At 43.9% G+C, this 24,364-nt stretch carries 24 protein-coding genes; 19 read left to right on the forward strand and 5 right to left on the reverse strand.

The annotated features are described in order from the left end of the window. Positions 1-11: 11 nt before the first annotated feature. Together Q3W13_RS01745 and Q3W13_RS01750 are read left to right on the forward strand one after the other, a co-directional pair. The gene (locus Q3W13_RS01745) at positions 12-446 is read left to right on the forward strand and encodes a helix-turn-helix transcriptional regulator (RefSeq protein WP_302860848.1); all 435 of its coding nucleotides are present in this window, start codon (positions 12-14) and stop codon (positions 444-446) included. A 152-nt stretch (positions 447-598) separates the two neighbouring features. Next, positions 599-1,009 carry a VOC family protein gene (locus tag Q3W13_RS01750; protein WP_302860849.1) on the forward strand — a complete coding sequence of 137 codons (411 nt, stop codon included), beginning with the start codon at positions 599-601 and terminating at the stop codon, positions 1,007-1,009. A gap of 42 nt (positions 1,010-1,051) precedes the next feature. Here Q3W13_RS01750 and corA read toward each other — a convergent pair whose 3' ends face one another. The 3 genes from corA to Q3W13_RS01765 all read right to left on the reverse strand — a co-directional run bounded on the left by corA (position 1,052) and on the right by Q3W13_RS01765 (position 4,477). Next, positions 1,052-2,179 carry a magnesium/cobalt transporter CorA gene (gene corA / locus Q3W13_RS01755; RefSeq protein ID WP_302860852.1) on the reverse strand — a complete coding sequence of 376 codons (1,128 nt, stop codon included), beginning with the start codon at positions 2,177-2,179 and terminating at the stop codon, positions 1,052-1,054. Positions 2,180-2,365: 186 nt separating this feature from the next. Continuing rightward, positions 2,366-3,169 (reverse strand): hypothetical protein, encoded by an 804-nt coding sequence (locus tag Q3W13_RS01760; protein ID WP_302860853.1) that lies wholly within the window; start codon positions 3,167-3,169, stop codon positions 2,366-2,368. A gap of 759 nt (positions 3,170-3,928) precedes the next feature. Further along, entirely contained in the window at positions 3,929-4,477 is a 549-nt protein-coding gene (locus tag Q3W13_RS01765; RefSeq protein ID WP_302860854.1) for a hypothetical protein, read from the reverse strand. A gap of 424 nt (positions 4,478-4,901) precedes the next feature. Here Q3W13_RS01765 and Q3W13_RS01770 point away from each other — a divergent pair, with 424 nt between their 5' ends. The 7 genes from Q3W13_RS01770 to Q3W13_RS01800 all read left to right on the forward strand — a co-directional run bounded on the left by Q3W13_RS01770 (position 4,902) and on the right by Q3W13_RS01800 (position 11,498). Next, positions 4,902-5,114 (forward strand): DUF2945 domain-containing protein, encoded by a 213-nt coding sequence (locus tag Q3W13_RS01770; protein ID WP_302860855.1) that lies wholly within the window; start codon positions 4,902-4,904, stop codon positions 5,112-5,114. A 140-nt stretch (positions 5,115-5,254) separates the two neighbouring features. Then, complete coding sequence (locus tag Q3W13_RS01775; protein WP_302860857.1) at positions 5,255-6,019, forward strand: ABC transporter ATP-binding protein; 765 nt, start codon at positions 5,255-5,257, stop codon at positions 6,017-6,019. A gap of 77 nt (positions 6,020-6,096) precedes the next feature. Continuing rightward, positions 6,097-7,218 (forward strand): ABC transporter permease, encoded by a 1,122-nt coding sequence (locus Q3W13_RS01780; protein WP_302860858.1) that lies wholly within the window; start codon positions 6,097-6,099, stop codon positions 7,216-7,218. Positions 7,219-7,450: 232 nt separating this feature from the next. Then, positions 7,451-8,749 carry a phosphopyruvate hydratase gene (gene eno / locus Q3W13_RS01785; RefSeq protein ID WP_302860859.1) on the forward strand — a complete coding sequence of 433 codons (1,299 nt, stop codon included), beginning with the start codon at positions 7,451-7,453 and terminating at the stop codon, positions 8,747-8,749. A gap of 251 nt (positions 8,750-9,000) precedes the next feature. Further along, on the forward strand, positions 9,001-9,531 hold the full coding sequence (gene lspA / locus Q3W13_RS01790; protein ID WP_302860860.1) for a signal peptidase II: 531 nt from the start codon (positions 9,001-9,003) through the stop codon (positions 9,529-9,531). 167 nt (positions 9,532-9,698) lie between these two features. Further along, positions 9,699-11,027, forward strand: coding sequence for a DEAD/DEAH box helicase (locus tag Q3W13_RS01795; RefSeq protein ID WP_302860861.1), 1,329 nt, complete (start codon positions 9,699-9,701; stop codon positions 11,025-11,027). Positions 11,028-11,159: 132 nt separating this feature from the next. Further along, entirely contained in the window at positions 11,160-11,498 is a 339-nt protein-coding gene (locus Q3W13_RS01800; protein ID WP_302860862.1) for a septum formation initiator family protein, read from the forward strand. A 110-nt stretch (positions 11,499-11,608) separates the two neighbouring features. Here the strand turns inward: Q3W13_RS01800 and Q3W13_RS01805 are convergent, their stop codons facing one another. Then, positions 11,609-12,136, reverse strand: a complete 528-nt coding sequence (locus tag Q3W13_RS01805; protein ID WP_317567060.1) for a transposase — start codon at positions 12,134-12,136, stop codon at positions 11,609-11,611. 427 nt (positions 12,137-12,563) lie between these two features. After that, the gene (gene metK, locus Q3W13_RS01810) at positions 12,564-13,814 is read right to left on the reverse strand and encodes a methionine adenosyltransferase (protein WP_302860863.1); all 1,251 of its coding nucleotides are present in this window, start codon (positions 13,812-13,814) and stop codon (positions 12,564-12,566) included. A 289-nt stretch (positions 13,815-14,103) separates the two neighbouring features. On the opposite strand from metK, the gene Q3W13_RS01815 reads away from it, so the two are divergent. The 10 genes from Q3W13_RS01815 (at position 14,104) to Q3W13_RS01860 (ending at position 24,329) form a co-directional block, all read left to right on the forward strand. Continuing rightward, positions 14,104-14,988, forward strand: coding sequence for a diacylglycerol kinase family protein (locus Q3W13_RS01815; protein ID WP_302860867.1), 885 nt, complete (start codon positions 14,104-14,106; stop codon positions 14,986-14,988). 101 nt (positions 14,989-15,089) lie between these two features. Further along, positions 15,090-15,425 (forward strand): translation initiation factor, encoded by a 336-nt coding sequence (locus Q3W13_RS01820; protein ID WP_302860869.1) that lies wholly within the window; start codon positions 15,090-15,092, stop codon positions 15,423-15,425. A gap of 600 nt (positions 15,426-16,025) precedes the next feature. Further along, positions 16,026-17,630 (forward strand): phosphoenolpyruvate carboxykinase (ATP), encoded by a 1,605-nt coding sequence (pckA, locus tag Q3W13_RS01825; protein ID WP_302860871.1) that lies wholly within the window; start codon positions 16,026-16,028, stop codon positions 17,628-17,630. Positions 17,631-18,100: 470 nt separating this feature from the next. After that, positions 18,101-18,937, forward strand: coding sequence for a MotA/TolQ/ExbB proton channel family protein (locus Q3W13_RS01830; RefSeq protein ID WP_302860872.1), 837 nt, complete (start codon positions 18,101-18,103; stop codon positions 18,935-18,937). Between the two features lie 107 nt (positions 18,938-19,044). Beyond that, positions 19,045-19,680 (forward strand): biopolymer transporter ExbD, encoded by a 636-nt coding sequence (locus tag Q3W13_RS01835; protein ID WP_302860873.1) that lies wholly within the window; start codon positions 19,045-19,047, stop codon positions 19,678-19,680. Positions 19,681-19,684: 4 nt separating this feature from the next. Further along, a complete protein-coding gene (locus Q3W13_RS01840; RefSeq protein WP_302860875.1) occupies positions 19,685-20,224 on the forward strand; it encodes a biopolymer transporter ExbD in 540 nt (179 codons plus the stop codon). A gap of 47 nt (positions 20,225-20,271) precedes the next feature. After that, a complete protein-coding gene (locus Q3W13_RS01845; RefSeq protein ID WP_302860876.1) occupies positions 20,272-21,087 on the forward strand; it encodes an energy transducer TonB in 816 nt (271 codons plus the stop codon). Between the two features lie 10 nt (positions 21,088-21,097). Next, a complete protein-coding gene (locus Q3W13_RS01850) occupies positions 21,098-21,325 on the forward strand; it encodes a hypothetical protein (protein ID WP_302860878.1) in 228 nt (75 codons plus the stop codon). Beyond that, the gene (locus Q3W13_RS01855; RefSeq protein ID WP_302860880.1) at positions 21,315-22,223 is read left to right on the forward strand and encodes a PstS family phosphate ABC transporter substrate-binding protein; all 909 of its coding nucleotides are present in this window, start codon (positions 21,315-21,317) and stop codon (positions 22,221-22,223) included. Before Q3W13_RS01850 ends, Q3W13_RS01855 begins: the two co-directional genes overlap by 11 nt. Before the next feature lie 345 nt (positions 22,224-22,568). After that, positions 22,569-24,329 carry a tetratricopeptide repeat protein gene (locus Q3W13_RS01860; protein ID WP_302860882.1) on the forward strand — a complete coding sequence of 587 codons (1,761 nt, stop codon included), beginning with the start codon at positions 22,569-22,571 and terminating at the stop codon, positions 24,327-24,329. Positions 24,330-24,364: the final 35 nt, after the last annotated feature.

A 24,364-nucleotide genomic window follows, 5' to 3' on the forward strand; every position in this document is an offset into this window, starting at 1 on the left:
GTTATATAACAATGTCTGGTACTCAATATCCCAAAATTTATCTTTACCGCAGGATAGTTTATGCTAAGCTATTCATCGATGCGCATTTTGCCGAAAGGATAGATTTGAACAATATTGCCGATGAAGCGTTTTTCTCCAAATATCATTTTATCAGGCTGTTTCATTCTGTTTATAACAAAACGCCCCACCAGTATTTATCATTCGTTCGCATAGAACAGGCAAAGGCGTTATTGCGGACTGAAATCAGCGTAGCTAATGCATGTTATGCTGTCGGCTTTGAAAGTGTAACCTCATTTACCGGCTTGTTTAAACGGTTAGCGGGCCAGACACCGGCGGCTTACCAGCTTGCACAAAGACAAAGACAAGCCGAGATTGCAAAAGCACCTTTAAAGTTTATTCCGAATTGTTTTGCCGAAAAGAAGGGGTGGTTACAGTTACCCGTTTAAAGTAGACAGTTGGCAGGCGGGCTTACATGTTGGGTTAAAGGATAAGATAAATGCGGCAGTGTCGCCAAACATTGCTTAAAATGAGCTCCGCAATTTTGAAGAAGCCAGCTCACGCCTAAATACTCATCTTTGTTTCATCAAAACCAAAGCATATGATTACCAAAATGAACCACGTGAGCGTATTTGTGCTGAACCAGGAAAGCGCTTATGATTTTTATGTGAACAAGCTGGGCTTTAAAGTACATACCGATGCGCCTATGGGGCCCGGGATGCGCTGGCTTACAGTTTGTCCGCCAGAGCAGCCGGACCTGGAAATCTCGCTGATGTCAATAGATGAAGGCATGATGTTTACCAAAGAATCTGCACAGGCCATGCGCGACCTGGTGAGCAAAGGTACCTTCGGTTTCGGTGTATTTGAGTGCGATAACCTGCTGGTAACCTACGAGGAGCTTAAAGCAAAAGGCGTTGAATTCACCAAGGCGCCTACACAGGAATTTTATGGGTTCGAAGCCCTTTTTAAAGATGATTCGGGTAACTGGTTTTCGCTGGGACAGAAAGGATGATTTTTGATGTGCACATCCGCACATCAAAAATCCGCACACCAGTTACAGCTTGCTAAACCAGCCTTTTTTCCAGAACACCACCACCTGAATAATGCCGATAATGAACATCCCGCCGAGGGCATAATAATAACCGTGCGGACTGTATAGTTCAGGCATGTTGTCGGGCATTACTTTATTGGTTGCCGGGTCGACGCGCGAGAAATTCATGCCGTAAATGCCCGCAACAAATGTTAATGGAATGAAGATAACCGAAATAATGGTCAGTACCTTCATGATCTCGTTCATACGGTTGCTCACCATGGAGAGGTATATATCCATTATGCTTGAGGTGATTTCCTTGTAGCTTTCCACAAGATCCATTATCTGGATACAATGGTCGTAGGCGTCCTTCAGGAACATCTTTACCTCGGCTGTTACCAGCGGACTTTCGCTGCGCAGCATGTCGTTTATCTTATCACGTTCAGGCCAGCAGGCGCGGCGCAGTACAATAAGAGTACGTTTTAGTTGCTGGGTCTGGAACATGATGGTTTTATCGGCGTGGCCATACAGCCGGTCCTCCACCTCATCAAGCTGGTCGCCCAGTTTTGCCAGCAGCGCAAAGTAGCAATCAAGAATAGTGTCGGTTAAGGCATAGCACATGTACATTGGTCCGCCGGTGCGGATTGAGCCTTTTGCGGCCTCCAGGCGATGTTTCACCCCTATAAAATTCTCCTCGTGGGTTTCTTCGAAGGTGATGATAATATTATCCTTTACCAGGGCCGAAAATTGCTGGTTGGTCAGTTCATAAGCTTTTGTGAAATTGATCATGCGGCTCACGGCGAAAACATAATCGTCGTACTCATCAAATTTGGGCCGCTGGTGTATGTTGGTAATGTCTTCAAGCACCAGGGCGTTAATTTTCAGGATCTCGCCTATTTCTTCTATCAAACGGACATCGTCCAACCCCCGGACCTGTATCCAATGGGTATGCTCGTCGCATTTTTTAAACTGGTCAAGTATAACTTTAATTTTAGTGCCTTCGCTGGCTACCAGCTCTTTTTCATTATAAGAATAAACGGAAATCAGCGGTTTTAACGCTCCTTCAGGGATGATGATCGAACCGGGACTTTCGCCAATGTTTCCAACCTTGCGGCGTGAATTATAGCGAATTCTTGGTATGTTGATTTTCATAAGGGGTATTTACAGTTTCAAGAACTGAAAATAGGTTATTTTGTTGGGAAAAATACAAAATGGTTTTGTACGGAAGAAGCGTTTTATATAGCGATGGGCGATGCCCATCGCTGCCGGGTGGGACCCTTTGAGGGCTTAGGGGGATTTTGATTTCAAAAATTTCAAATTCTGACGGATGGACATTTGTTATTTCTCCGCCGGCATTGCATTCAACAGGATATATTCCCGCTGATTGCCGGAGAAGTGCAGGCTGTCGGACGCCAGGCTGATGGGGCGTGTTACCAGCAACTCATCTGCCATTACTACGCCATCTTTAAATGTAGTGTATCCCGACCAATGCGAAGTACCGGGTGTAAGGTCCATCTTTACCTTTTTATTGTCTTTGGTAATTACCTCTACCTGTTTCCGGTCGCCATCGTAAAAGCTTTCGCTGATCCCTTCGCGAAGCAGTGTAATAGTGTTGTGTTTTGCATCGATAGCAATAACCTTTACTGTTTGTTTACCCGCGCCGCCGAGTTCCCATGGCTGAGCAATATCGGCTTGCCATGTATCGCCCTCCTTCAAATTGGCCGGCGGATTACCCCATATCAGGCTGCTGAATAACAATCCGCTGGCACTGGTGTTGGTGAATGACTGCTTGCCATAACTGCCTTTACCGTCCAAGCCGATAATGGAGACCCCTGTGCTGGCCGGCCTGCCGTCATACAGGTCAGTTTCTTTAAAGCTGGGTTTAGCGGGGTTATTATCGATAACCTCATAGGTGCTTGAGCCGCTTACCCTGAACACCACGGTTGTAAAATCATCACCACTGTAGGCAATAGCCCGGGAATAAATATTAGCCAGTTTTTGGCCTTTGGTAAGATTGGGTGTAAAGAACATTTGTTTACCGGTGTTTTTTTTGAGCGGTTTTGTTTTTGGGGTTTGACAGTCTGCCTGGTTGACTGCAACTGATGTCAAGAATGCTGCGCATATAAATAGCCTGATTTTCATGTTTGTAATTTTTTATGCTGCGATATTGGCAATCACAAAAACAAAACTGAAATCTATTCAATCAAACAGGCTTTGTTTTTAATAATCCGGCGGGTTGCTGAAATGATGTCGATGGTATGCTGATACCTTCATGGATTTGTCTTACTCACCCTGTAAACCTTTTGCATCTTTTTTGAGCCATTGTTCCCTTGTTTAACGGTATAGCCACCGGCAAGCACAGGTAGAAGACTTTTAAATATCTTTAATTCTGTTGCTAAAAATATTAGCGATGTTTCGTATATTTGTATATAGTTTCAGCCCGTCTTTTTGGCCGTGTTCTGCGATAAGTGATCAGGCGGGTTATCATCACAAATTTTTACTAAGTCTCAATTTTGTGTTTTTTGACATGCTAAGGTTAATGGTTTGCGTATCTGCAATTTTAAAAATTGCTTTTACAGTAAGTAAAGGCTGTTTTTGAACTGATAAAGCTCAAAAAATGACGCAACGGGCAAAACGCGTTTTGCCCGTTTTTTGGATATTTTTGTAGACAGGCAAAACGGCTTTTGCCCGTTTTTAGCAACTTTTATGTTACGGGCAAAACGCATTATGCCCGTTTTTAGGGATGTTTTTGTTACGGGCTAAAAGGATTTTGTCCATCTGCAAATTGAGGAATCAGCTAAAATAGTGAAATCGGAAAGCTGAAACGGCATGTCAAATCCGGCTGATTTTCGTCCGGTGTTTACCAGGTTGAAAGATCAGCCATGCCACTGCGGCGCTGGTTTACTTCTTTAGATAGTAATCCGGTATTTTAAGCGACGGTTTTTCTACATCCCATATAATACTGGTTACCCGCCAGCCTTTAGGTGTTTTTATCAGCTGGAAACTGTTAACGCCGCGCTCGGCGGGTTTATCCCGGGTATTTAAATAGGTTACATAGGTACTGATGCGGTGCGCAATTTTACCGAATTGTTCCGTGCGGCCGAATAATTCTTCCTCATAAAACATGTGCGTTTTTGAGGTTTCGATAAAGTTCTTAAATACCCCTGCAAACTGGTTCAGGCTGATGATCTGCGCCGTATCTGTACGAAAGTTTATAAACTGTGTTTCGGGAATGAAATAATTTTTTATCCCGTCATATCTCGGCTTTTCACCTTCCTTAAAGCTGATGGCCGCATAAGCATCCGCAACTGCTTTTGTAATGGCGCTGTCGTCGGGTACGGTATAAGTTTTTGTGGATGACGAGCCGGCATCGCCGATTGTTTTCTTAACAGATACATGGCAGGACGATAAAATTACCGCTGCTGCAGAAAGGATAAGTAAAGCTTTCATATCCGGGTTTTAAATTGTGATTAAATTTTATGGGTTGACAATTAGTTAAAGATATAAATCCGTGCGGAAACGCAGAAATACCTCACCGATAATTTCCATATTGTTCGGCGACGGGGGCAATCTATTCACCGACATTTTGATGCCATTCGCCTAATATCCGTAGGCAAAAGTTCAATCCGTAACCAAATTTGCGTCCATCAAATCAATCCTTTTTATGAAAACGCTTCTCGCAATTCAACTTTTACATCTGGCCGTAAAAGCCGCCGAACACATCGGTACGGTACTTCATTCTATCGGGCACCTGGTAAGTTAGCCGGTAGTCCTGCAACCTAAGTCAGGGACACCATCAAACGGTTATTATTATCTCTGAAAATCAATAAGTGTTTTGTGTTGTTGTTGTTATAGCACATCAGCACAAAACATTATGAAAAAGGGAGATACGGTAAACTGGAAATGGGGCGCATCAAAGGCGGAAGGAAAAATCGTTAAGAAGCACGATGAGCCGGTTGCCAAAAACATAAAGCGCGCTAAAGTTAAGCGCAATGCCAGCAAAGAAGAACCAGCCTTTGAAATTGAACAGAAGGACGGCAATAAGGTGCTGAAATCGGAAAGTGAGCTGAAGAAGGGCGGTAAGTAAATTAAAACAGCAACCTCGTCATTACTGTTCGGGTTGGAAATTCAATGATGAAATTGATTATTTATGTTGCTTGCTGTAATATTTAAGCCACAAACTTAAAAACTCATTGATATTTCATTAATCCGTTGCATTTTTGAACCATGTCAGAAAAACCCATCATTACCGTAAATAACCTGGTGAAGAACTATGGTGATTTTAAAGCGGTAAAAGGCATAAGCTTTGAAGTTTACGAGGGCGAAATATTCGGACTGCTTGGTCCGAACGGCGCCGGTAAAACTACAACTCTCGAAATAATAGAAACCCTGCGCGACAAAACAAGCGGCGAAATAACGGTAGACGGCTTTAACATCGATACCGATGCCGACAGTATTAAACAGATCATCGGTGTTCAGCTGCAGGCTGCAGGTTATTACCCCAATTTGAATTTATCTGAACTGATAAACCTGTTTTCAGGGCTTTACGGGATAGAGAAGTCGCCGGCTGAAATGCTGGAAAAAGTAGCCCTTACTGAAAAGGCCAAAGCCAAATACAAGGACCTTTCCGGCGGCCAAAAACAACGCTTTTCGATAGCTACCACCCTGATCAATAACCCGCGCATTATATTTCTCGACGAACCGACAACCGGCCTCGACCCGCAGGCCCGGCGCAATTTATGGGATTTAATCCGCGAGATACGCGACAGCGGCACTACCGTAGTGATTACCACACATTACATGGACGAAGCCGAAGAATTGTGCGACCGCGTAGCCTTTGTGGACGGCGGCCGTATCATTGGCATAGATACACCCAATAACTTTATTGATAACCTGGTAGCGTCCGGCTTCGAACGAAAAAAACAAGTAAAGCTGGCTAACCTGGAAGACGTATTTATAGACATGACCGGTAAGGAGTGGCGGGAAGGTTAAGACAAAGTTGGCAATGCCGGTTAGGCAGTTGACAGTAATGCCCTTACGGAAAATGCACCAAATGAACTATTGAACTAATGAACCCCAAAAAGAAATACAGCAATTTTAATGCAACCCTGGCGATCGCTAAAGCCAGCTTTCGCTCGATATTACGCAGCCCTTCGGCCGTAGTATTTACATTGGCCTTTCCGCTGATATTTATTATTGTGTTTGCCAACCTTGGCGGAAGCCCGGTAACGGTAGACGTGGCAGTTGCAAAGGGCTGCGATACCATCAATCCTGTCTATAAAGCGTTGCAATCGATAAAGATGGTTAACCTGATTAAGGATAAATCGGCAGCGGATATGGAAAAAGACCTGTCAAAAGGCGCTGTTGATGCGATTATCGATATAAAGGCCAACGGTACGTTTAACCCGGCGGCCGCTTCGCAGGGACCGCTGGCTACCGTTAATGTGAAATACACCAAAGCCTCCAATAAAGGCGGAATTTTACGCTCGGTACTTGATAACATCACCAATAAAATTAATGTGATGAAGAATGGCAACGAGCCGTCCCTGGTTACGGTAAGCGAAACCACCATTACCGGCCGCGAATACAAATACATCGATTTTATATTGCCCGGCATGCTTGGCTTTTCGCTGATGGGCAGCGGGGTGTTTGGTACCGCCTTCGTTTTTTTAAGCTTAAGGCTCACATTGGTTATTAAACGCTTTTTTGCTACACCTGTTAGAAAATACAGCATTGTGCTGGGCGAGGCGCTTGCCCGCTTAACTTTTGCATTGCTGGGCGCACTGATCCTGATACTGATAGGTCATTATGTGTTTGGTTTTACCCTGATTCACGGGGTGACTACGGTAGTTAATATGCTGGTGCTGTCGGCATTGGGGCTTATCATTTTTATGGGGTTTGGTTTTACCATCTCGGGTATAGCCAAAAACGAGAGCACCGTACCGCCGTTGTCTAATATTGTTACGTTGCCCCAGTTCCTGTTATCGGGCACATTTTTTTCAACCACGGCATTCCCGGCCTGGCTGCAGATCATCAGTAAAATATTGCCGCTTACCTACCTGAATGACGCTATGCGTAAAGTAGCTTTTGAAGGCGCGGGCATCGCTGATGTAAGTCATCAATTGTTAATATTGGGGATTTGGTTTATAGTGATTTATGCTATTGCGGTGAAGACGTTTAAATGGGAGTAGGGCGGATGTGCAGCGGTTATTAGTAAAGGCGGCCGTTAATTATTAGCGTCACCTGCACCATCAGCGCTACACTTTTATTTCCAATCCATGTTAAATTATTATTAGCAATCGGTGAAATCATTAAATAATCGGCGAAATCCTTAATAAATTTATTGGAAAGTGTATATTTGAAGGCTGATGCATAATTGTGTACAATGTACACTATGTGGTTTGTTAACTAATTACCTATCAAATGAGCTTAATTATCGATGTTCATGCCCGCCAGATCCTCGACTCGCGCGGTAATCCTACAATTGAAGTAGATGTTTTAACTGAAAATGGCGCTTTAGGCCGCGCTGCTGTTCCGTCTGGCGCCTCAACAGGTGTACACGAGGCGGTTGAGCTTCGCGACGGCGACAAAGCTGTATATATGGGCAAAGGCGTTTTAAAGGCGGTTGCCAATGTTAATGACGTTATTGCTAAGGAACTGCAGGGCATAGACGTATTTGAGCAGAATTCTATTGACCAACTGATGATAGAAATGGACGGCACCGAAAATAAAGGTAAGCTGGGTGCAAATGCTATTCTTGGTGTTTCGCTGGCTGTTGCCAAAGCCGCTGCGCAGGAAAGCCGTCAGCCGCTTTACCGGTATGTTGGTGGCGTTAATGCGAATACTTTGCCAATACCGATGATGAACATCATTAATGGCGGCTCACATTCTGATGCGCCTATTGCGTTCCAGGAGTTTATGATCATGCCGGTTGGCGCATCTTCATTTTCTGAGGCTTTGCGTTGGGGAACCGAGGTATTCCATAACCTGAAAAAGATTTTGCACGACCGTGGCCTGACCACTACCGTAGGCGACGAAGGCGGTTTCGCACCAACTTTCGACGGTACCGAAGATGCTGCGGAAACCATCCTGAAAGCCATTGAAAAAGCGGGATATAAACCAGGTGTGGATGTTTGCCTTGCGCTTGACTGTGCTTCATCTGAGTTTTACAAAGACGGCAAATACGATTATACCAAATTTGAGGGCGCTAAAGGCGCTGTGCGTACCAGCGCAGAGCAAGCTGATTACCTGGCGGAATTGGCCGGAAAATACCCGATAATCTCGATTGAAGACGGTATGGCCGAGGACGATTGGGATGGCTGGAAGCTTTTAACCGAGAAAATCGGCGGCAAGGTGCAGTTGGTTGGCGATGACCTGTTTGTTACCAACGTAAAACGCCTGCAGCAGGGCATTGATAAGGATATTGCAAACTCTATCCTGGTAAAAGTAAACCAGATCGGTTCTTTAACAGAAACCATTAACGCAGTTACTTTGGCGCAAACCAACGGCTATACTTCTGTAATGAGCCACCGTTCAGGCGAGACCGAAGATTCAACCATCGCCGACCTGGCGGTAGCTTTAAACTGCGGGCAGATCAAAACCGGCTCATTGTCGCGTTCAGACAGGGTTTCAAAATACAACCAATTGCTGCGTATTGAAGAAGAACTGGGCGACAGCGCAAGGTTTATCGGTAAAGATTTTAAATATTTTAAGAAAAGATAGTTGACCGAATTTCAACTCTTCAAATACCAGGGCCGCCTTTTTAATAAGGGCGGCTTTTTATTTTGTCATGCTGCATTTGCGGGAGTATGACTTTTGAACGCAGCGGTTTGTGTCCGTCATACTGAATTTGAACTCTAAAAAAAGCAGGCTATTTTTATAGACCGCTTTGTCATTTTTATACCTTCTGTTTACTAAATTTAACAATAGTATCTTCATTGCGGCGTTAGTATGTCGTATTAACCATTGTAAACATGAAAGCCAGGGGCTTCGTTCGAATTATAATCATTCTTGCATTGTTAGCTGTTGTAATCGGTCTGGACCAGGTTTCGAAGATCATGGTACGGCATAATGTGATGTACTACCAATACACGCATTACTTTAATGATCGTTTTACGCTTACGCGGGTAGAAAATACCGGCGCTTTTTTAAGTGTAGGCAACACCCTGGCGGGGCCGGTCCGCTTTATCGTATTGAACCTGCTGCCCTTGCTGGCCGTAATAGCCGGACTGATATTCATGCTTACGCGCCAGCTGAACCGCACAACGCTGGCGAGTATTATCCTGATCGTAGGTGGCGGTTTCGGCAATATTTATGACAGGATTCGATACGGTTCGGTAACCGACTTTATGCATATCAACTTTGGCTTTTTCCAGACGGGGATCTTTAATGTGGCTGACGTGACGATATTGGCGGGTATGCTCATGCTGCTGTTTTATGCATTTTTTAAGAGGACAGACGAAGAAGAGATCGAAGAATCGCCGGCAGAAGAACCACTGGTTTGAATATCACTGTTCCGTCACCCCAAAATCCTTATAATCTCCCGGTTCAACTAATCTTGTTTAAATAACGTATCTTTGCGGCATTACCCGTTAGCTTACGGTTTTGATTTCTCAGACGACTCTTCAGACCCGCTTATGCAATCGCGTTAGCAACATATTAAGATATTTACATGTTATTTCAAGATTTAAAATTAATTGAGCCCATCCTCAGGGCCTTAAAAACCGAAGGATATACTACACCCACACCTATACAACAACAGGCTATACCAATTGTACTGCAACAACGCGACCTGCTTGGTTGTGCCCAAACCGGCACCGGAAAGACGGCCGCATTTGCAATACCCATTTTGCAGCTGCTTTACCAGGACAGACTTCAGCATAAAGAGCAAAAGACCATAAAAGCCCTGATATTGACACCCACCCGTGAGCTGGCGATACAGATTGACGAAAGCTTTGCCGCCTATGGTAAACATACAGGGTTAAAACATACAGTAATTTTTGGCGGTGTGTCGCAAAATCCGCAGGTAGATGCGCTGAAACGCGGGGTAGATATTTTGGTGGCCACACCCGGCCGTTTGCTGGACTTAATGAACCAGGGCTATGTGCACCTTAACCACATCAGGATGCTGGTGCTTGACGAAGCCGACCGCATGCTGGATATGGGTTTCGTTCACGATGTGAAAAAGGTTATTGCTAAAGTGCCCGCCAAAAGGCAGACGCTATTTTTCTCTGCCACTATGCCCAAAGAAATTCAGCAACTGGCCGATAGCATACTGTATAAACCCGAGAAAGTTGAAGTTACTCCGGTGTCGTCGACCGCCGATACCATACAGCAGGCGGTTTATTATGTAGAGAAAAGTGATAAAAAGGCGTTGCTTGCGCATATTTTAAAGGATAAGGAAATAAAAACTGTGCTGGTATTTACCCGTACCAAGCATGGCGCCGATAAGGTAGTAAAAGACTTAACCCGCGCCGGTATAACTGCTGAAGCCATCCATGGCAATAAGTCGCAGAATGCACGGCAGCGTGCGCTTAATAACTTTAAAAGCCGTACCACCCGTGTGCTGATCGCAACAGACATCGCTGCCCGGGGTATAGATATAGATGACCTTACCCATGTTATCAATTATGAATTACCGAATGTACCTGAGACTTACGTACACCGTATCGGCCGTACGGGTCGTGCAGGAGCAGACGGGATTGCCCTGTCGTTTTGCGACCACGAGGAGCTGGAATATTTAAAAGATATCCATAAGCTCATTGCCAAACAAATACCCGTTGAGGAAGCGCACCCTTATCCGATGAATGTGGAGCGTGCGGCCGCCAAAAAAGCTGCCGAGGCACCGGAGAAAAAGCCCGGCCAGGGTGGTGGCAAAAAGCGCGGCCGGGGCTATGGCCGTTCTGACCGGGGCCGCGGCTCAAGCGGCAAAAGCAGTACCGGCAGCGCCATGAGCGGCAATGCAAAACATGGCGGCAACCGCGGTAAGCGGAGAGACTAATTGAGAATGGTGAGCTGTTGTTTAAGTGAGTTGTTAGTTTCGTTCGTGTATTTTTAACTAACCACCCGATCAACTCCGCTCATTATCTTATGTTGAAAAGTTAACAACCGGGATTTGCAAAACAATTCCCGAATGAATAGTTTTATCTCAAATTTTAGCGGTATGGGTTTCGTTCGTTTGATAAATCTGTTCAGGAATAAATATTTTCTCGTTTCAGCGGCGTTCGTAGTGTGGATGATCTTCTTCGACAAGAATGACTTATTCTCGCAATACCAGTACCACCAGGAAGTGAACAAGCTGAAACAGGAGCGCGATTTTTACCTGAAAGAAACCGCCAAAGTAGCTAAAGACCTGGACGAGTTAACCTCCAATCCTCAGCAGCTCGAAAAATTCGCCCGAGAAAAATATTTGATGAAGAAAGATAACGAGGATGTATTTGTGATTGTGAAAGACAAGAAGGAGGGAGAGTAAACACTTTTCGCCTCCGCAGGTTCCTCTTTGAGATTCGTCTCCGCAAGATTCGTCTCCGAGATTCGTCTCCGCAGGTTCTCTCAAAGAGGAACCTGCGCTGCACAAGTCAGTTATACCCAAAAATCCTGATAATTCGTAATTGAAACGAATTGATGTTGCGTTCCTAAATGATAAAACCCGGCGCTGCTATGAGTATAATCGGTGTATTCATCACATAAATTCCATTTACCGCTTACAGGATTATGATGAATGTAATCCAACTTTTGATTAAGGAAGGCAAGCGTATAAATAGGCTTGGCATCAAATGACGGCTCGAATAACTTGTGCTTTTGTCCTCTGGCCCTTTCTTTATCAGTGCACGCCTTAGACAATTGGGTTAATAGATCTGGTCGCTCTAAGTTTGTCAATGCATTTACTAAATTGTAAGCCATAAATCGCTTTCCATTAGCTACTATCGTGTTGAGGCTTTTAACGGAATCCGGCAGCTGCAGTATAAAATGTACATGATTAGGCATTATTACGAATGCTAAAGTTTTGATCTGATATTTCTCGTCGAGCAGCTTTAGCCAGTTATAAATGAGTTGATAAGAATTGGTTATTTCGAACAGTGGAATCCAGTTTATGCAAGTAAAGGTAATAAACCATGTTTTTCAGTCAGGTTGTGACGGGTTCTGATCATAGATAAAGATATGAATTACGATACGTTATGGAAGTAGGTCCTACTTGCTAAAAACTGAGGTCATTTTGATTTCGCATAATAGCTTGCAACGCAGGTTCCTCTTTGAGAGAACCTGCGAGGACGAAAAGGACGAAATAAGTAGGCAATAATAGACCGGTTACCGACCCTTTACAGTTTTAAGCACATGCAACCGTATAGGTGTTTGAATGTCAACTAATTACACCTGTTTTTTAGTAAAAATCTGTAAAGTACCTGTAAACCTTTGCTTATGCCCGGATATCAGGCAACGGTCCGGGAGCGTTTTCGATATATCTAAAAACAAAATATGCTGATCCAAAGACTCAAATCTTCAAATCAGCATATCTTAAAATTGGTCAATCCGGAATCTACAAGCCAAACGCAGCTTTCACTTTATCCACGTAATCCAGCTTTTCCCAGGTAAACAGCTCGACTTCGCGTTTTAGCTCATTACCATCATGGCCGGTGAATATTTTGGTAACCGTCTCATTTGTGCGGCCAAAGTGACCGTAAGCAGCGGTTTCGCTATATATCGGGTTACGCAGCTTCAAACGGGTCTCGATAGCATAAGGGGTCATGTTGAAAATAGACTCTACCTTTTTGGCAATCTCGCCATCGTGTAGTCCAACTTTGCCGGTGCCATAAGTGTTTATATAGATACCCATTGGCTGGGCAACACCGATAGCGTATGACACCTGCACCAGTACTTCGTCGGCAACGCCCGCAGCTACCAGGTTTTTAGCGATGTGGCGGGTTGCATAAGCGGCTGAGCGGTCTACCTTCGAAGGATCTTTACCAGAGAAGGCGCCGCCACCGTGAGCACCTTTACCACCATAGGTATCCACAATGATCTTACGTCCGGTTAAGCCGGTATCGCCATGCGGGCCGCCGATAACAAATTTGCCGGTTGGGTTAATGTGATATTTGATACCATCGCCAAAGAAATGAGCGTATTTTTCATATTTCGCTTTAACGCGCGGAATAAGGATGCTCTTGATGTCTTCACTGATCTTAACCAACATGGATGCTTCGTCGTCAAAGTCGTCATGCTGGGTTGAGATTACTATAGCATCTATACGCACAGGCTGGTTATTGTCATCATATTCAAGCGTAACCTGCGATTTTGCATCAGGGCGCAAGTATTTGATGTCAGTATTTTCGCGGCGGATAGCTGCCAGCTCTATTAATAATGCGTGGGCAATATCCAAAGCCAGTGGCATATAGTTGTCAGTCTCTTTGGTTGCGTAGCCAAACATCATGCCCTGGTCGCCTGCGCCTTGTTCTTCCTTGGCTTTGCGGTCAACACCCTGGTTAATGTCGGGCGATTGCTCATGTATAGCCGAAAGAACGCCGCATGAGCTGCCGTCGAACATGTATTCGCCTTTGGTGTAGCCAATTTTGTTGATCACTTCGCGGGCGATTTTCTGAACATCCAGATAGGCCTTTGACTTTACTTCGCCGGCTAAAATCACCTGGCCTGTAGTAACCAGTGTTTCGCAGGCAACTTTTGATTCCGGGTCGAAAGCCAGGAAATGGTCAATCAATGCATCCGATATCTGGTCTGCAACTTTGTCCGGATGTCCTTCTGATACAGACTCGGAAGTAAATAAATACGACATAGATTTTTTTATTAATCGATTAATATTAAGCTGATACGCGATGTTTTGCGCACCCTGTTTCCAAGAAATAGATTAGAAGATTTAAAGGATTGAGGTAAAAATGAGCACGGTATTAGCACTTTTTTACGTGGTTGCAATCCGATGGTCCCGGTCGGTATCCGACGCCGGAACAACCGGCGGAATATGAGGGGGACAAGCAATTAAATCAGTCCACTTTCCAGGGCGAAATTAAAACAATTTTTACAAAGCAGAAAATAGATTTACTTTTGCCGATTAATCATTTATATAGTTGGAACGGAAAGCGTTATTTATAATAAACCCAATATCAGGCGGGAAGAAAAAGGACGGCGTTCCGGAGCTCATCGAAAAACACCTGGACGCCAAATTGCTGAAGCCTGTGATAGTTTTCAGCGATGGCGTTGCCCATGCCACGCAAATAGCTAAGGAAGCGGCTGGCAAGTTCGGCACGGTGGTAGCTGTAGGCGGCGATGGCACGGTAAACGAAATTGCGTCGGCAATTGTGGGGAGCGATACGGCACTGGGCATAGTACCCTTCGGCTCTGGTAATGGGTTGTCGCGTTTTCTGCATATCCCGATGGATACCGTTAAGGCAATCGAGAACCTTACAAAGGGCAAAACGATCTCTATCGATTCGGCTACATTAAACGGAAAAGCTTTTTTTAATATGGCCGGTATGGGGTTTGATGCGCACATTGCCGAGGTATTTTCGCATAATAAAAAACGCGGATTCATCTCTTATATCAAAATGTCGCTAAAAGAGGTGATCAATTACAAACCTCAGGTTTACCAGCTGGAAATTGATGGCAAGCATTATGAACGGGAGGCGTTTATGCTAAGTTTTGCGAACTCGTCGCAATACGGTAACGATGCCCACGTATCTCCGCATGCCTCGGTACAGGATGGTTTGCTGGATGTTTGCATTATAAAACCGTTCCCGCTTTGGCGCTTTTTAGAATTGGCCATGAGAATGATGGCAAAAACAGCTGATAAGTCGCGATACGTTGAGATAATAAGAGGCAGGCAGGTACACGTAAAACGCGCTTTACCTGGCCCGTATCACCTGGATGGCGAACCCCATATGGGCGGCACAGAAGCAAAGATTGAACTGCTGCCAGGCTCGCTGAAGATTATTGCGGGTAACGATTTCGTTTAGCGCTAAGGCTGAAGCCGGTGGTCTTTAGCCGGTTTCGGCGAAACTTTGAATTTGCGCGCCTGACTTACGATTTCAGACGCACTACTCAAGACTGATAAACAATGGCAAAACATAAATTTACCGGTATAATGTACTCCACCGACCCTGATTTTCAATTTCAGCGGGACGATCAGGGAGAGACACAAGCTTTACCACCCCAGCAACAAAATCTTAAAATTTACCTCGACCGTAAAGGAGGAGGAAAGATGGTTACCCGGGTATCCGGCTTTGTTGGTCCGGATGCCGATCTGGAAGCTATAGGCAAAAAGCTCAAATCTAAATGTGGGGTAGGTGGCTCTGTAAAAGATGGCGAGATACTCATCCAGGGCGATTTTAGAGATAAGGTATTGGGAATGCTGGTATCTGATGGCTTTAAAGCAAAGAAAGCGGAAGGGTAATTTGATGCAGGGCGTATCGAACACGCCCGAAGCCTGTGGTTATTTGAACCTTTGGAGGTTTATGTTCTTTAGCATCATTGCGGGGGCGTATGCGATACAATGTCTGTTAACCTAAGGAAAAAAAGGACACACTAAGCTGGAGTCTCGCCTCACCCTAAACCTTTCTCCAAGGGAAGAGGGGGCTTGAAAAGCCTGTGTGGTTATTATCGCAGCTCAAGATATCATGAGGGGTTCGCCGTTTAATTGAGGCGCCCTCAAAGTATATGGTTCCTGGCTCTTACTCACCTTTATTTGTTCCGGCCCGGGAATGCTACATTCTTTATATTATATGTTAATTTGTCATTAATCTCAATAGGTTATCGGATATGTTATAACTACGCCCTGCGATGATTGTAAATTTAACCTGAAAATATCCCTTCGTACCATTGTAAGTCTTACACTTAGTGTATCAGATCAAAAAATTTATTCATAAATAATTATTTAATAATCAACGCGTTATATAATGTGTACTATTTACGTTATGTAAAATAGGGCAGTTGGTGGCTTCGCCTGCATTGGTTAAACCGGTAATTTTGCAGCAAACCATTTTTTCTATTTTTCATGATAAAAAGTACTGCCACATTGCCTGATCTGAGCTATCTGCAGCTTGATGGCGCCGCGAACGTTTTTTACCAGCTTACACCAGCCGAATTGATTGAGGCGGCCTTGTTGAGAAATGAGGGTGTTTTAGCCCATACGGGCGCGCTTGCCGTGGATACCGGCGAATTTACCGGCCGCTCGCCTAAAGACCGCTTTATTGTTGAAGACGATATTACACGCGATAACGTTTGGTGGGGAAAGGTAAACCTGAAATTTGATGCTGAAAAGTTTGACGCTTTATTATATAAGGTAACTTGCTACCTGGCGAATAAGGATATTTTCGTACGCGACGGCAGCGCATGCGCCAGCGAAAAATACAGCATAGCTATTCGTGTAATTAGCGAAACAGCTTACCAGAACCTGTTTGCTTATCACCTGTTTTTACGGCCGGATGTTGCAAATGCGGCGATAAAACCTGAATGGACTATAATTGCCGCTCCTGGTTTTAGGGCCGACCCGGCAACGGACGGCACCCGGCAGCATAATTTTTCCATTATCAATTTCACCAGGAAAATGATACTGATAGGGGGGACGGGCTATACCGGCGAGATAAAAAAAGGAATATTTTCGGTGCTGAACTTTATTTTGCCGCATTACAATAAGGTGCTATCCATGCATTGTTCAGCTAATATTGGCAATAAAGGCGATACTGCAATATTCTTCGGACTGTCAGGCACAGGTAAAACAACCCTTTCCGCCGACCCGGAGCGCCGTCTGATCGGGGATGACGAGCACGGCTGGGCCGATGACTCCGTATTTAACTTTGAAGGCGGTTGTTATGCCAAATGTATTGATCTTACCGCCGAAAATGAGCCGCAGATATTTAACGCGATTAAGTTTGGCGCACTGCTGGAAAACATCAATTTTATTGACGGGACACGAACTGTAGATTTTGCAGACATCAGGAAAACAGAAAACACACGCGTTGCTTATCCCGTTTGCAATATCAATAACGCAGTTATTCCCTCAGTCGGCGACGCGCCTAAAAACATATTCTTTTTAACTGCCGACGCCTTCGGTATTTTGCCGCCGGTATCTAAATTAACTCCCGAACAGGCAATGTATCACTTTATATCTGGTTATACCGCTAAGGTGGCTGGTACCGAGGCCGGGGTGACTGAGCCGAAGGCCACTTTTTCGGCTTGTTTTGGCGAAGCGTTCCTCCCGCTGAACCCTGTAAAATATGCTGAGCTCCTCGGCAATAAAATTAAGGAGCATAACGTTAAAGTATGGCTGATAAATACAGGCTGGACGGGCGGAGCTTTTGGCACCGGGACAAGGATGAAGCTCAGATATACCCGGGCTATGATATCAGCCGCTTTAAATGGCGACCTGGACAAGGTTGAATACAGGGAACACCCGGTATTTAACCTCCGGATGCCAACAAGTTGCCCCAATGTGCCGGAGAAACTGCTGAACCCGAGAGATACCTGGGACAACGCTGATGCTTACGATGAAAAGGCAAACGACCTGGCGTTATTGTTTAACAGGAATTTTGAACAATACGCGCCATATTGCGGGCAGCTTGTCATCAATGCTGCGCCAGGCATCGTAGTAACTACTTAATGGGCCTGTGATGGACGGCTTAACGATCTGGCCGATAGGTGAAACCGCCGGCTGTGATTTATTTTGCTGACGAGACACTAAAGGTTTGAAGCGCGCGTTATTATAACGTAAATTTTAGTTCAAAGCATCCAGAGTATCATGAAATGCTTTAAATTTTGCCTTGTATATTTACCGGAATATTTAAGGTATAACAGTCGGTAACATAATTTTTATACATTATCGCTTGCTATTATTAAAAAAAATAGGTTTTATTGCAGAATATTATTTGTTCAAAATACAATTTATTAAGATTATCCTTGCTCGCGAACCAAGTATTGCAACCAGATAAAGCATAAATTAAATTTTGTTAAAGAATAACACAAAATATTTTTTTATTTCGTAGAAATTCTATTTTTGTTATTCGCTTTCAGATTTTGCATTTAACAAACTTATATTCATAAACTAAAAACTAAAACTAAAAACTAAAAGTAATGGCAAACGCACCAACAAAACCAGCTAGCCCAGTAAAAAAAGAAAGTTCTACATCGTCGGGCTTGTTTGCAACGTTAACCATCCCAATCTGTATTGTGGTGGCAATTTTAATTTACATCTTTATCCTGGGCGATCCAAGCCACTTTGCTGATGGCGACATTGAAAAAGGAACAACAAATGACATATTCGGTCAGTTTCACAGAGGCGGTAAACTGGTACCTGTAATTATGTCGTACCTGTTAATGGTAATTGTGTTCTCTATCGAGCGGTTTGTGGTTATCGGAAAAGCTTCAGGAACTGGTAACGTTGACGCATTTGTTACCAGGGTTCAAAAAGCGCTTAACGCCAATAACATCGATGCTGCTAATGTTGAATGCGACAAACAAAAAGGTTCTGTTGCAAACGTGGTAAAATCAGGTTTAAAAAAATACCGCGAAATGGAGGTTGATGATAACCTGACTATCGACCAAAAATCACTGGCTATCCAGAAAGATATTGAAGAAGCTACTGCGTTGGAAATGCCGATGCTCGAGCAAAACCTGACCATCATCGCTACACTGGTATCTATCGGTACATTAACCGGTCTGTTAGGTACAGTATTCGGTATGATCAAGGCGTTCGGCGAGCTTGCTGCCGCAGGTGCAACTAACCAGACTGCACTGTCTGCATCAATCTCTGAGGCACTTGTAAACACTGCATTGGGTATCAGTACTTCAGCTTTATCGATCATCATGTACAACGTATTCACTTCGAAAATTGATAAATTAACTTATGCAATTGACGAAACCGGTTTCAGCATTGTACAATCGTTTGCAGCATCACACAAAGATAAATAGTCAATACGCTGTTGCTTAGTTTTTGCCCTGGTTATGTAAATTGACATAGTTTACATAACCAGGGATAGTATAATCCATTTATACACTTACATTAAAAATAAAAAATTATGCCCAGAGTAAAAGTTGCCAGGAAAAGTACGGCGATAGATATGACAGCCATGTGTGATGTGGCTTTCCTGTTGCTTACCTTTTTCATATTAACGGCAAAACCAAAGGTGGATGACCCTTCTAAGGCTGAGGTTCCGGCTTCATCCAAAGAAATTCAGGTGCCTGACGATAACATTTTGACTATAGCAATCGGTAAGCAAACCGTTAACAAAACAAACCCTATATTTCTGTCATTCAGCGGTAATGACGTTCGCGTTGAGACGCTGAAAACAATGGGCGAGATTTATCACGTAGATTTTACCCCTGCAGAACAGAACAGGTTTGCAAATACAGAATTATTTGGCGTTCCGATGAACCAAATGAAGTCATTTCTGAACACGCCTACCAATGACGTAGCGAAGTTTCAGCAAACAGGTATACCTGCCGACACTACGAATAATAATGAGTTGTCTAACTGGATACTTAATGCCCGTAAGGCTGACCGGGCGTTGCATGGTAAGGATTACAGCATTGCAATAAAAGGCGACAGGCTGCAGGAATACCCGGTAGTGAATACGGTGATAACTGTATTGGGCCACCAGAAATTATTTAAGTTTGATTTAATCACAACGCTTAGAAAACAAGCAAAAAAATAAAGAGATGGCAGAATTAGATACCTCCGGCGGGGGTAAGCATAAAGGCGGGAAGATAAGAAGTAAAAAAGCATCAACACGCGTTGACTTGACAGCGATGGTGGATCTGGCTTTCTTGTTGATCACCTTCTTCATGTTTACCACTACGCTAAACAAGCCAAAGGCGATGAATTTGGCCATGCCGGACAACTCCGTAAAAACCAGCCAGCTACCTGTTGCAGCAACAAGAACCATGACGATCTTGCTTGGCGCGCATAATAAGCTGGAATGGTATATGGGCGAGCCCGGTAAATCGGCGCCCACCGTAGATGGCTACGGCCCGAATGGTTTACGCAAAGCTTTAATTGAAAATGGAAATCAGGTTGCGTCTACCCATGCGGGACCGGATAACTTTATGATCGTTTTGATAAAGCCGAGCGACAAATCGACCTATGAGAATTTGGTTTCGGCTCTTGACGAAATGAGCATCACCAATATCAAATCATACGCGATTGTGAAGATTTTGCCTATTGAAGAAAAGGCATTAAAAGACCAGGGACTGTTGTAGTAATATTTGAATTACTTGAACGTTAATTAATATTAAAGCCAAAAAAAATGTTTGGATCAAAGTTAGACATATTAAACCAGCATTGGATTGATGTTGTTTTTACAGATCGCAACAAAGCATATGGCGCTTACGAACTAAGAAAGAGCAACGACAAGAACACACGTAAAGCTCTTATAATAGGTGTAATCGTATTTGTTTTAGCAATTTCTGCAAATACAATCATGGATATGATTTCTGGTTTCATTCCGAAAGGAAAGGAAAAAATTAAAATAACCAATGTGGTTCTTTCGCCACCGCCTGTGGACCTGAAAAAACCACCTCCGCCACCTCCGCCTGAGCCGCCAAAACCGAAGGTTGACCAGGTAAAATTCCCGCCGCCGGTTGTAAAGCCCGACGTTGAGGTGAAGGAAAAACCACCTACAGTAGAAGAGCTGAAAGTAGCTGACCCGGGCCAGAAAAACCTGAAAGGCGACAAAAATGCCGACGTGGTTATTGATGAGCCGGTAGGTACTTCGGATGTAAAGGCTACTGAAGAAGACCCTAATAAGATCTTTACCTCGGTTGAGCAGGTTCCTTCTTTTCCAGGTGGTATCGAGAAATTTTACGCTTACCTGAGCAAGAACATACGTTACCCCGCTGTAGCCCGTGAAAACGGCACACAAGGTAAGGTTATTGTAAGTTTCGTTTGCGAACGCGATGGATCATTAACCGATATTAAAGTGTCGCGTGGTATTGGTGATGGTTGCGACGAAGAAGCAGTACGTGTTTTGAAGTCGTCTCCGAAGTGGAAGCCAGGTATTCAAAACGGCCGCCCGGTTCGTGTTGCATACAGCGTGCCGATCAACTTTGCACTTGCTGAATAATTAATATTCGATGTCATTTTATAATCGAGAGCAAAAATCGCCCGCAAGGCGGTTTTTGCTTATTTTAGGCGTATTGGGATTTGTTTGCGTAATGACGCTGGCCGGGATGGTTATTTTTTGGGACGCTATGCTGCCAAACTTTTCCAAAATGCAGCGTATCGGTTTTGGTGCAATATTGGTGATCTACGGAATATTGCGTTTTTCACGTTTGTTAAAAAAGAGACCGGATGAAATTTAGTTTTAAGCTTTTTTGTACAGGTACACTGATACTTGGTGCGTTGGGCAGCTGTAAACAAAAGGCTGAAAAGGCACCAAACGCCGACCGCGCTTCAATATTTGTGGTGGATGAATCTTTTAAGCCTATCATTGAACAGGAACTCTACGTCTACAAGGATACTTACAAAAAAAGCCACCCGAGAGTTATTTATGCGCCCGAAAATAATGCGGTAAATATGCTCTTTTCTGATAGTGTAAGGGTGCTCATTCTTGCACGTGAAATGAATGCAGAAGAGAACAAAGTTCTGCAATCGAAAAATATAAAGCCAATAGTTAATTGTTTTGCAATTGACGCAGTAACATTGATTGTTAACCAGGCTTCAAAGGACACTGCAATTACTGTTAGTGAAATAAAAAAAATGCTTAACGGGAATACTAAAACCGATAAAGATATCGTTTTTGATAACCCTAACTCCGGTTTGGTACGTTACCTTAAAGAATTTTCAGGAAGTAATCTGAAACAAAAAAATATTTATTCGCTTAAGTCTAATAAAGAGGTCATCAAATACGTGAGCGGGCACCCCAATGCCATTGGCATTACCGGGTTCAGCTGGCTGAACGACCCGGAAAAGGATTATGAAGATGCGGTTAACAGGGTAAAGATAATGTCGGTAAAAGATGATGTAAAAAATCCGTCCGGCGCTTATTATTCACCATCGCAGGAAACCCTGGCGCTGAAACAATACCCTCTTACCCGAAGCCTGTATATTTTAAACTTTACCGGCAAGATGGGCATAGGGATGGAGTTTGCGGCGTTTGTTGCAGGTGACAGGGGGCAACGCATCATATTGAAATCGGGTTTGCTGCCTTTTGCTATCCCGGGCAGGGAAGTTAATATTATCAGAAAAGTGATACAGTAAATGGTCATTAGTCTTAAGTCAGTAGTTTTAAGTCTTTATCTTTTTGACTTAATTCTTCCGGCTTCTGGCTTATCCGCTCTATCATCAATATGTCACGATTATTTGCTTTGTAACAAACTTGTTTAAACTTGTACCTGTTATTTTAGTCGAAAAATTAATATCATTGCAATAATATTGCAATTGCAACATTATCTTTTAAACTAAACATGTATTACTTAGAACAGTAATGCAGAAACTATAAACTATATAACTAAAATAAATTGTGAACCCGGGGAGGCTTAGCGTACAGATATTTATATCTTAGTTGTTCGTTAAATCTCACCGTTAAAAAACAAGGAACTCAAAATGAAAATGATTAGTAGGATAGCCGGAGCAGGGCTGGGTTTGATGGTTTTAGGATCGCAGGCCTTTGCACAAAGCCTCGCAGACGCTAAAAAAGCCATTGATGCCGAGCAGTACCAGAAAGCGAAGTCGATGCTTAAAAACCTTACCACCACACAGGCCGATAAGGATGAAAATTACTTTTACCTTGGCTGGGTGTATTTGAAGCAGGATGACGCCGATTCAGCGAAGACCTTTTTCAACAAAGGCCTGGCAGTGAACCCTAAGTCGGCATTAAATATGGTAGGTTTAGGAGCAGTTGCCCATATTGAAAAAGACAATGCGACCGCTACCAACGAATTTAACCAGGCCATTGCTGCAACACCGAAGAAAGACAGCAAGCCTTACCTGTATATTGGATTAAGCTACCTTTTACCAGTTGAAGGCAGCAGTGTCGGCGTTAACGGCTCGAAAATTTCCGCAGCCGACGCAGATGCCGCATTAGCTGTTTTGCAAAAAGGTGCAGCTGTTGATAAGAAAGATGCTGAGATATTGGTAGCGATGGGTGATGCATACCGCTCACAGTTAAAAAGCACTGACGCTTATACACAGTACAGCAATGCCTTGGCTATCGACCCTAAGCTTGCTGCAGCTGATGTTGCTATCGGCGTATTATGGCGTTATGCAGAAAATTTCGACGCATCCGAAGATGAATTTAAAAAGGCCTTGGCTATTGACCCTAACTATGGCCCTGCTTACCGCGAATGGGCTGAAACTAACTTGCGCCAGGCTCCCAAGGATCCCACCACCTACCAGGCGAAAGTAAAACAGGCGGCTGACAATTATAAGAAATATATCAGCCTCACTGATTATTCTCCTGAGTCGCAAATGCGTTATGCTGACTTTGTATTCAGGGCAAAAGACTTCACGACACTGCAAAAGGTTGCAACAGACCTTTCTTCCTCACAAAAAAGCAACTTAAGGGTATATCGTTATTTAGGATATGCTGCCTATGAGAATAAAGACTATCCTGCTGCTGAAACTGCTTTGACTAAATGGATAAATGAGGCGGACAAAAAGCGTTTGATCCCAGCCGATTACCTATATCTTGGGAAGACGCAATTAGCAGAGAAGAAAGATTCTTTAGGTATCCAGAACCTGCGCACTGCATTGACGCTTGACACTACGCAAGTAGACCTGTATGGTGAAATTGCGGGTGCCTTGTATCAGCAAAGAAAGTACGCAGATGCTGCAAAAGCCTATAATTTTTATGGACAAAGATCTCGTTCGGCTCAGTTGCAAGACCATTATAAAGAAGGCTACAGCTGGTTCGAAGCTTACAAGCAACAATACGTTGCTGCCCAAAAGGATAAGAATGCCCCAAAACCAGACTCGACTTACTTGATAAAAGCCGATTCTGCGTTTGCCTATGTTGAACGTAAGGTGTCGAAGCCAATCGCAGCTGTTGTTTCTATGCATGCCCAGGTGAAAGACTTTGAAGACGGTGATCGCAATGATCCCAAGGCTTTTAAAGGTTTGGCAAAACCGCTTTATGAACAATACATTCAGATCACTACGGCAAGCGGCACTGTAGCTGACAAGGATAAGGAAGGTGTAGCTGCGGCTTACGCTTATCTTGGTAACTACGCCGAGTATAAAGACAATGACCACGCTAAAGCGCTGGATTATTTCAATAAGGCCAAAGATCTTGACCCTAATAACCCGCAAGTAGTTTATTACTTCCAAACTAAGGGTAAGGCTGCCGCCGGAGCTAAGAGTAAATAATAAATTTAAATAAAGGAAGGCCTCCCGATTTTTCG

Source organism: Mucilaginibacter sp. L3T2-6 (genome assembly GCF_030519355.1).
Classification (GTDB): Bacteria; Bacteroidota; Bacteroidia; order Sphingobacteriales; family Sphingobacteriaceae; genus Mucilaginibacter.

Bases quoted from the DNA above. Each gene is read 5' to 3' on its own strand.
- Q3W13_RS01745 (WP_302860848.1), top strand. From the start codon at position 12: ATGTCTGGTACTCAATATCCCAAAATTTATCTTTACCGCAGGATAGTT.
- Q3W13_RS01750 (WP_302860849.1), top strand. From the start codon at position 599: ATGATTACCAAAATGAACCACGTGAGCGTATTTGTGCTGAACCAGGAA.
- corA (WP_302860852.1), bottom strand. From the start codon at position 2,179: ATGAAAATCAACATACCAAGAATTCGCTATAATTCACGCCGCAAGGTT.
- Q3W13_RS01760 (WP_302860853.1), bottom strand. From the start codon at position 3,169: ATGAAAATCAGGCTATTTATATGCGCAGCATTCTTGACATCAGTTGCA.
- Q3W13_RS01765 (WP_302860854.1), bottom strand. From the start codon at position 4,477: ATGAAAGCTTTACTTATCCTTTCTGCAGCAGCGGTAATTTTATCGTCC.
- Q3W13_RS01770 (WP_302860855.1), top strand. From the start codon at position 4,902: ATGAAAAAGGGAGATACGGTAAACTGGAAATGGGGCGCATCAAAGGCG.
- Q3W13_RS01775 (WP_302860857.1), top strand. From the start codon at position 5,255: ATGTCAGAAAAACCCATCATTACCGTAAATAACCTGGTGAAGAACTAT.
- Q3W13_RS01780 (WP_302860858.1), top strand. From the start codon at position 6,097: ATGAACCCCAAAAAGAAATACAGCAATTTTAATGCAACCCTGGCGATC.
- eno (WP_302860859.1), top strand. From the start codon at position 7,451: ATGAGCTTAATTATCGATGTTCATGCCCGCCAGATCCTCGACTCGCGC.
- lspA (WP_302860860.1), top strand. From the start codon at position 9,001: ATGAAAGCCAGGGGCTTCGTTCGAATTATAATCATTCTTGCATTGTTA.
- Q3W13_RS01795 (WP_302860861.1), top strand. From the start codon at position 9,699: ATGTTATTTCAAGATTTAAAATTAATTGAGCCCATCCTCAGGGCCTTA.
- Q3W13_RS01800 (WP_302860862.1), top strand. From the start codon at position 11,160: ATGAATAGTTTTATCTCAAATTTTAGCGGTATGGGTTTCGTTCGTTTG.
- metK (WP_302860863.1), bottom strand. From the start codon at position 13,814: ATGTCGTATTTATTTACTTCCGAGTCTGTATCAGAAGGACATCCGGAC.
- Q3W13_RS01820 (WP_302860869.1), top strand. From the start codon at position 15,090: ATGGCAAAACATAAATTTACCGGTATAATGTACTCCACCGACCCTGAT.
- pckA (WP_302860871.1), top strand. From the start codon at position 16,026: ATGATAAAAAGTACTGCCACATTGCCTGATCTGAGCTATCTGCAGCTT.
- Q3W13_RS01830 (WP_302860872.1), top strand. From the start codon at position 18,101: ATGGCAAACGCACCAACAAAACCAGCTAGCCCAGTAAAAAAAGAAAGT.
- Q3W13_RS01835 (WP_302860873.1), top strand. From the start codon at position 19,045: ATGCCCAGAGTAAAAGTTGCCAGGAAAAGTACGGCGATAGATATGACA.
- Q3W13_RS01840 (WP_302860875.1), top strand. From the start codon at position 19,685: ATGGCAGAATTAGATACCTCCGGCGGGGGTAAGCATAAAGGCGGGAAG.
- Q3W13_RS01845 (WP_302860876.1), top strand. From the start codon at position 20,272: ATGTTTGGATCAAAGTTAGACATATTAAACCAGCATTGGATTGATGTT.
- Q3W13_RS01850 (WP_302860878.1), top strand. From the start codon at position 21,098: ATGTCATTTTATAATCGAGAGCAAAAATCGCCCGCAAGGCGGTTTTTG.
- Q3W13_RS01855 (WP_302860880.1), top strand. From the start codon at position 21,315: ATGAAATTTAGTTTTAAGCTTTTTTGTACAGGTACACTGATACTTGGT.
- Q3W13_RS01860 (WP_302860882.1), top strand. From the start codon at position 22,569: ATGAAAATGATTAGTAGGATAGCCGGAGCAGGGCTGGGTTTGATGGTT.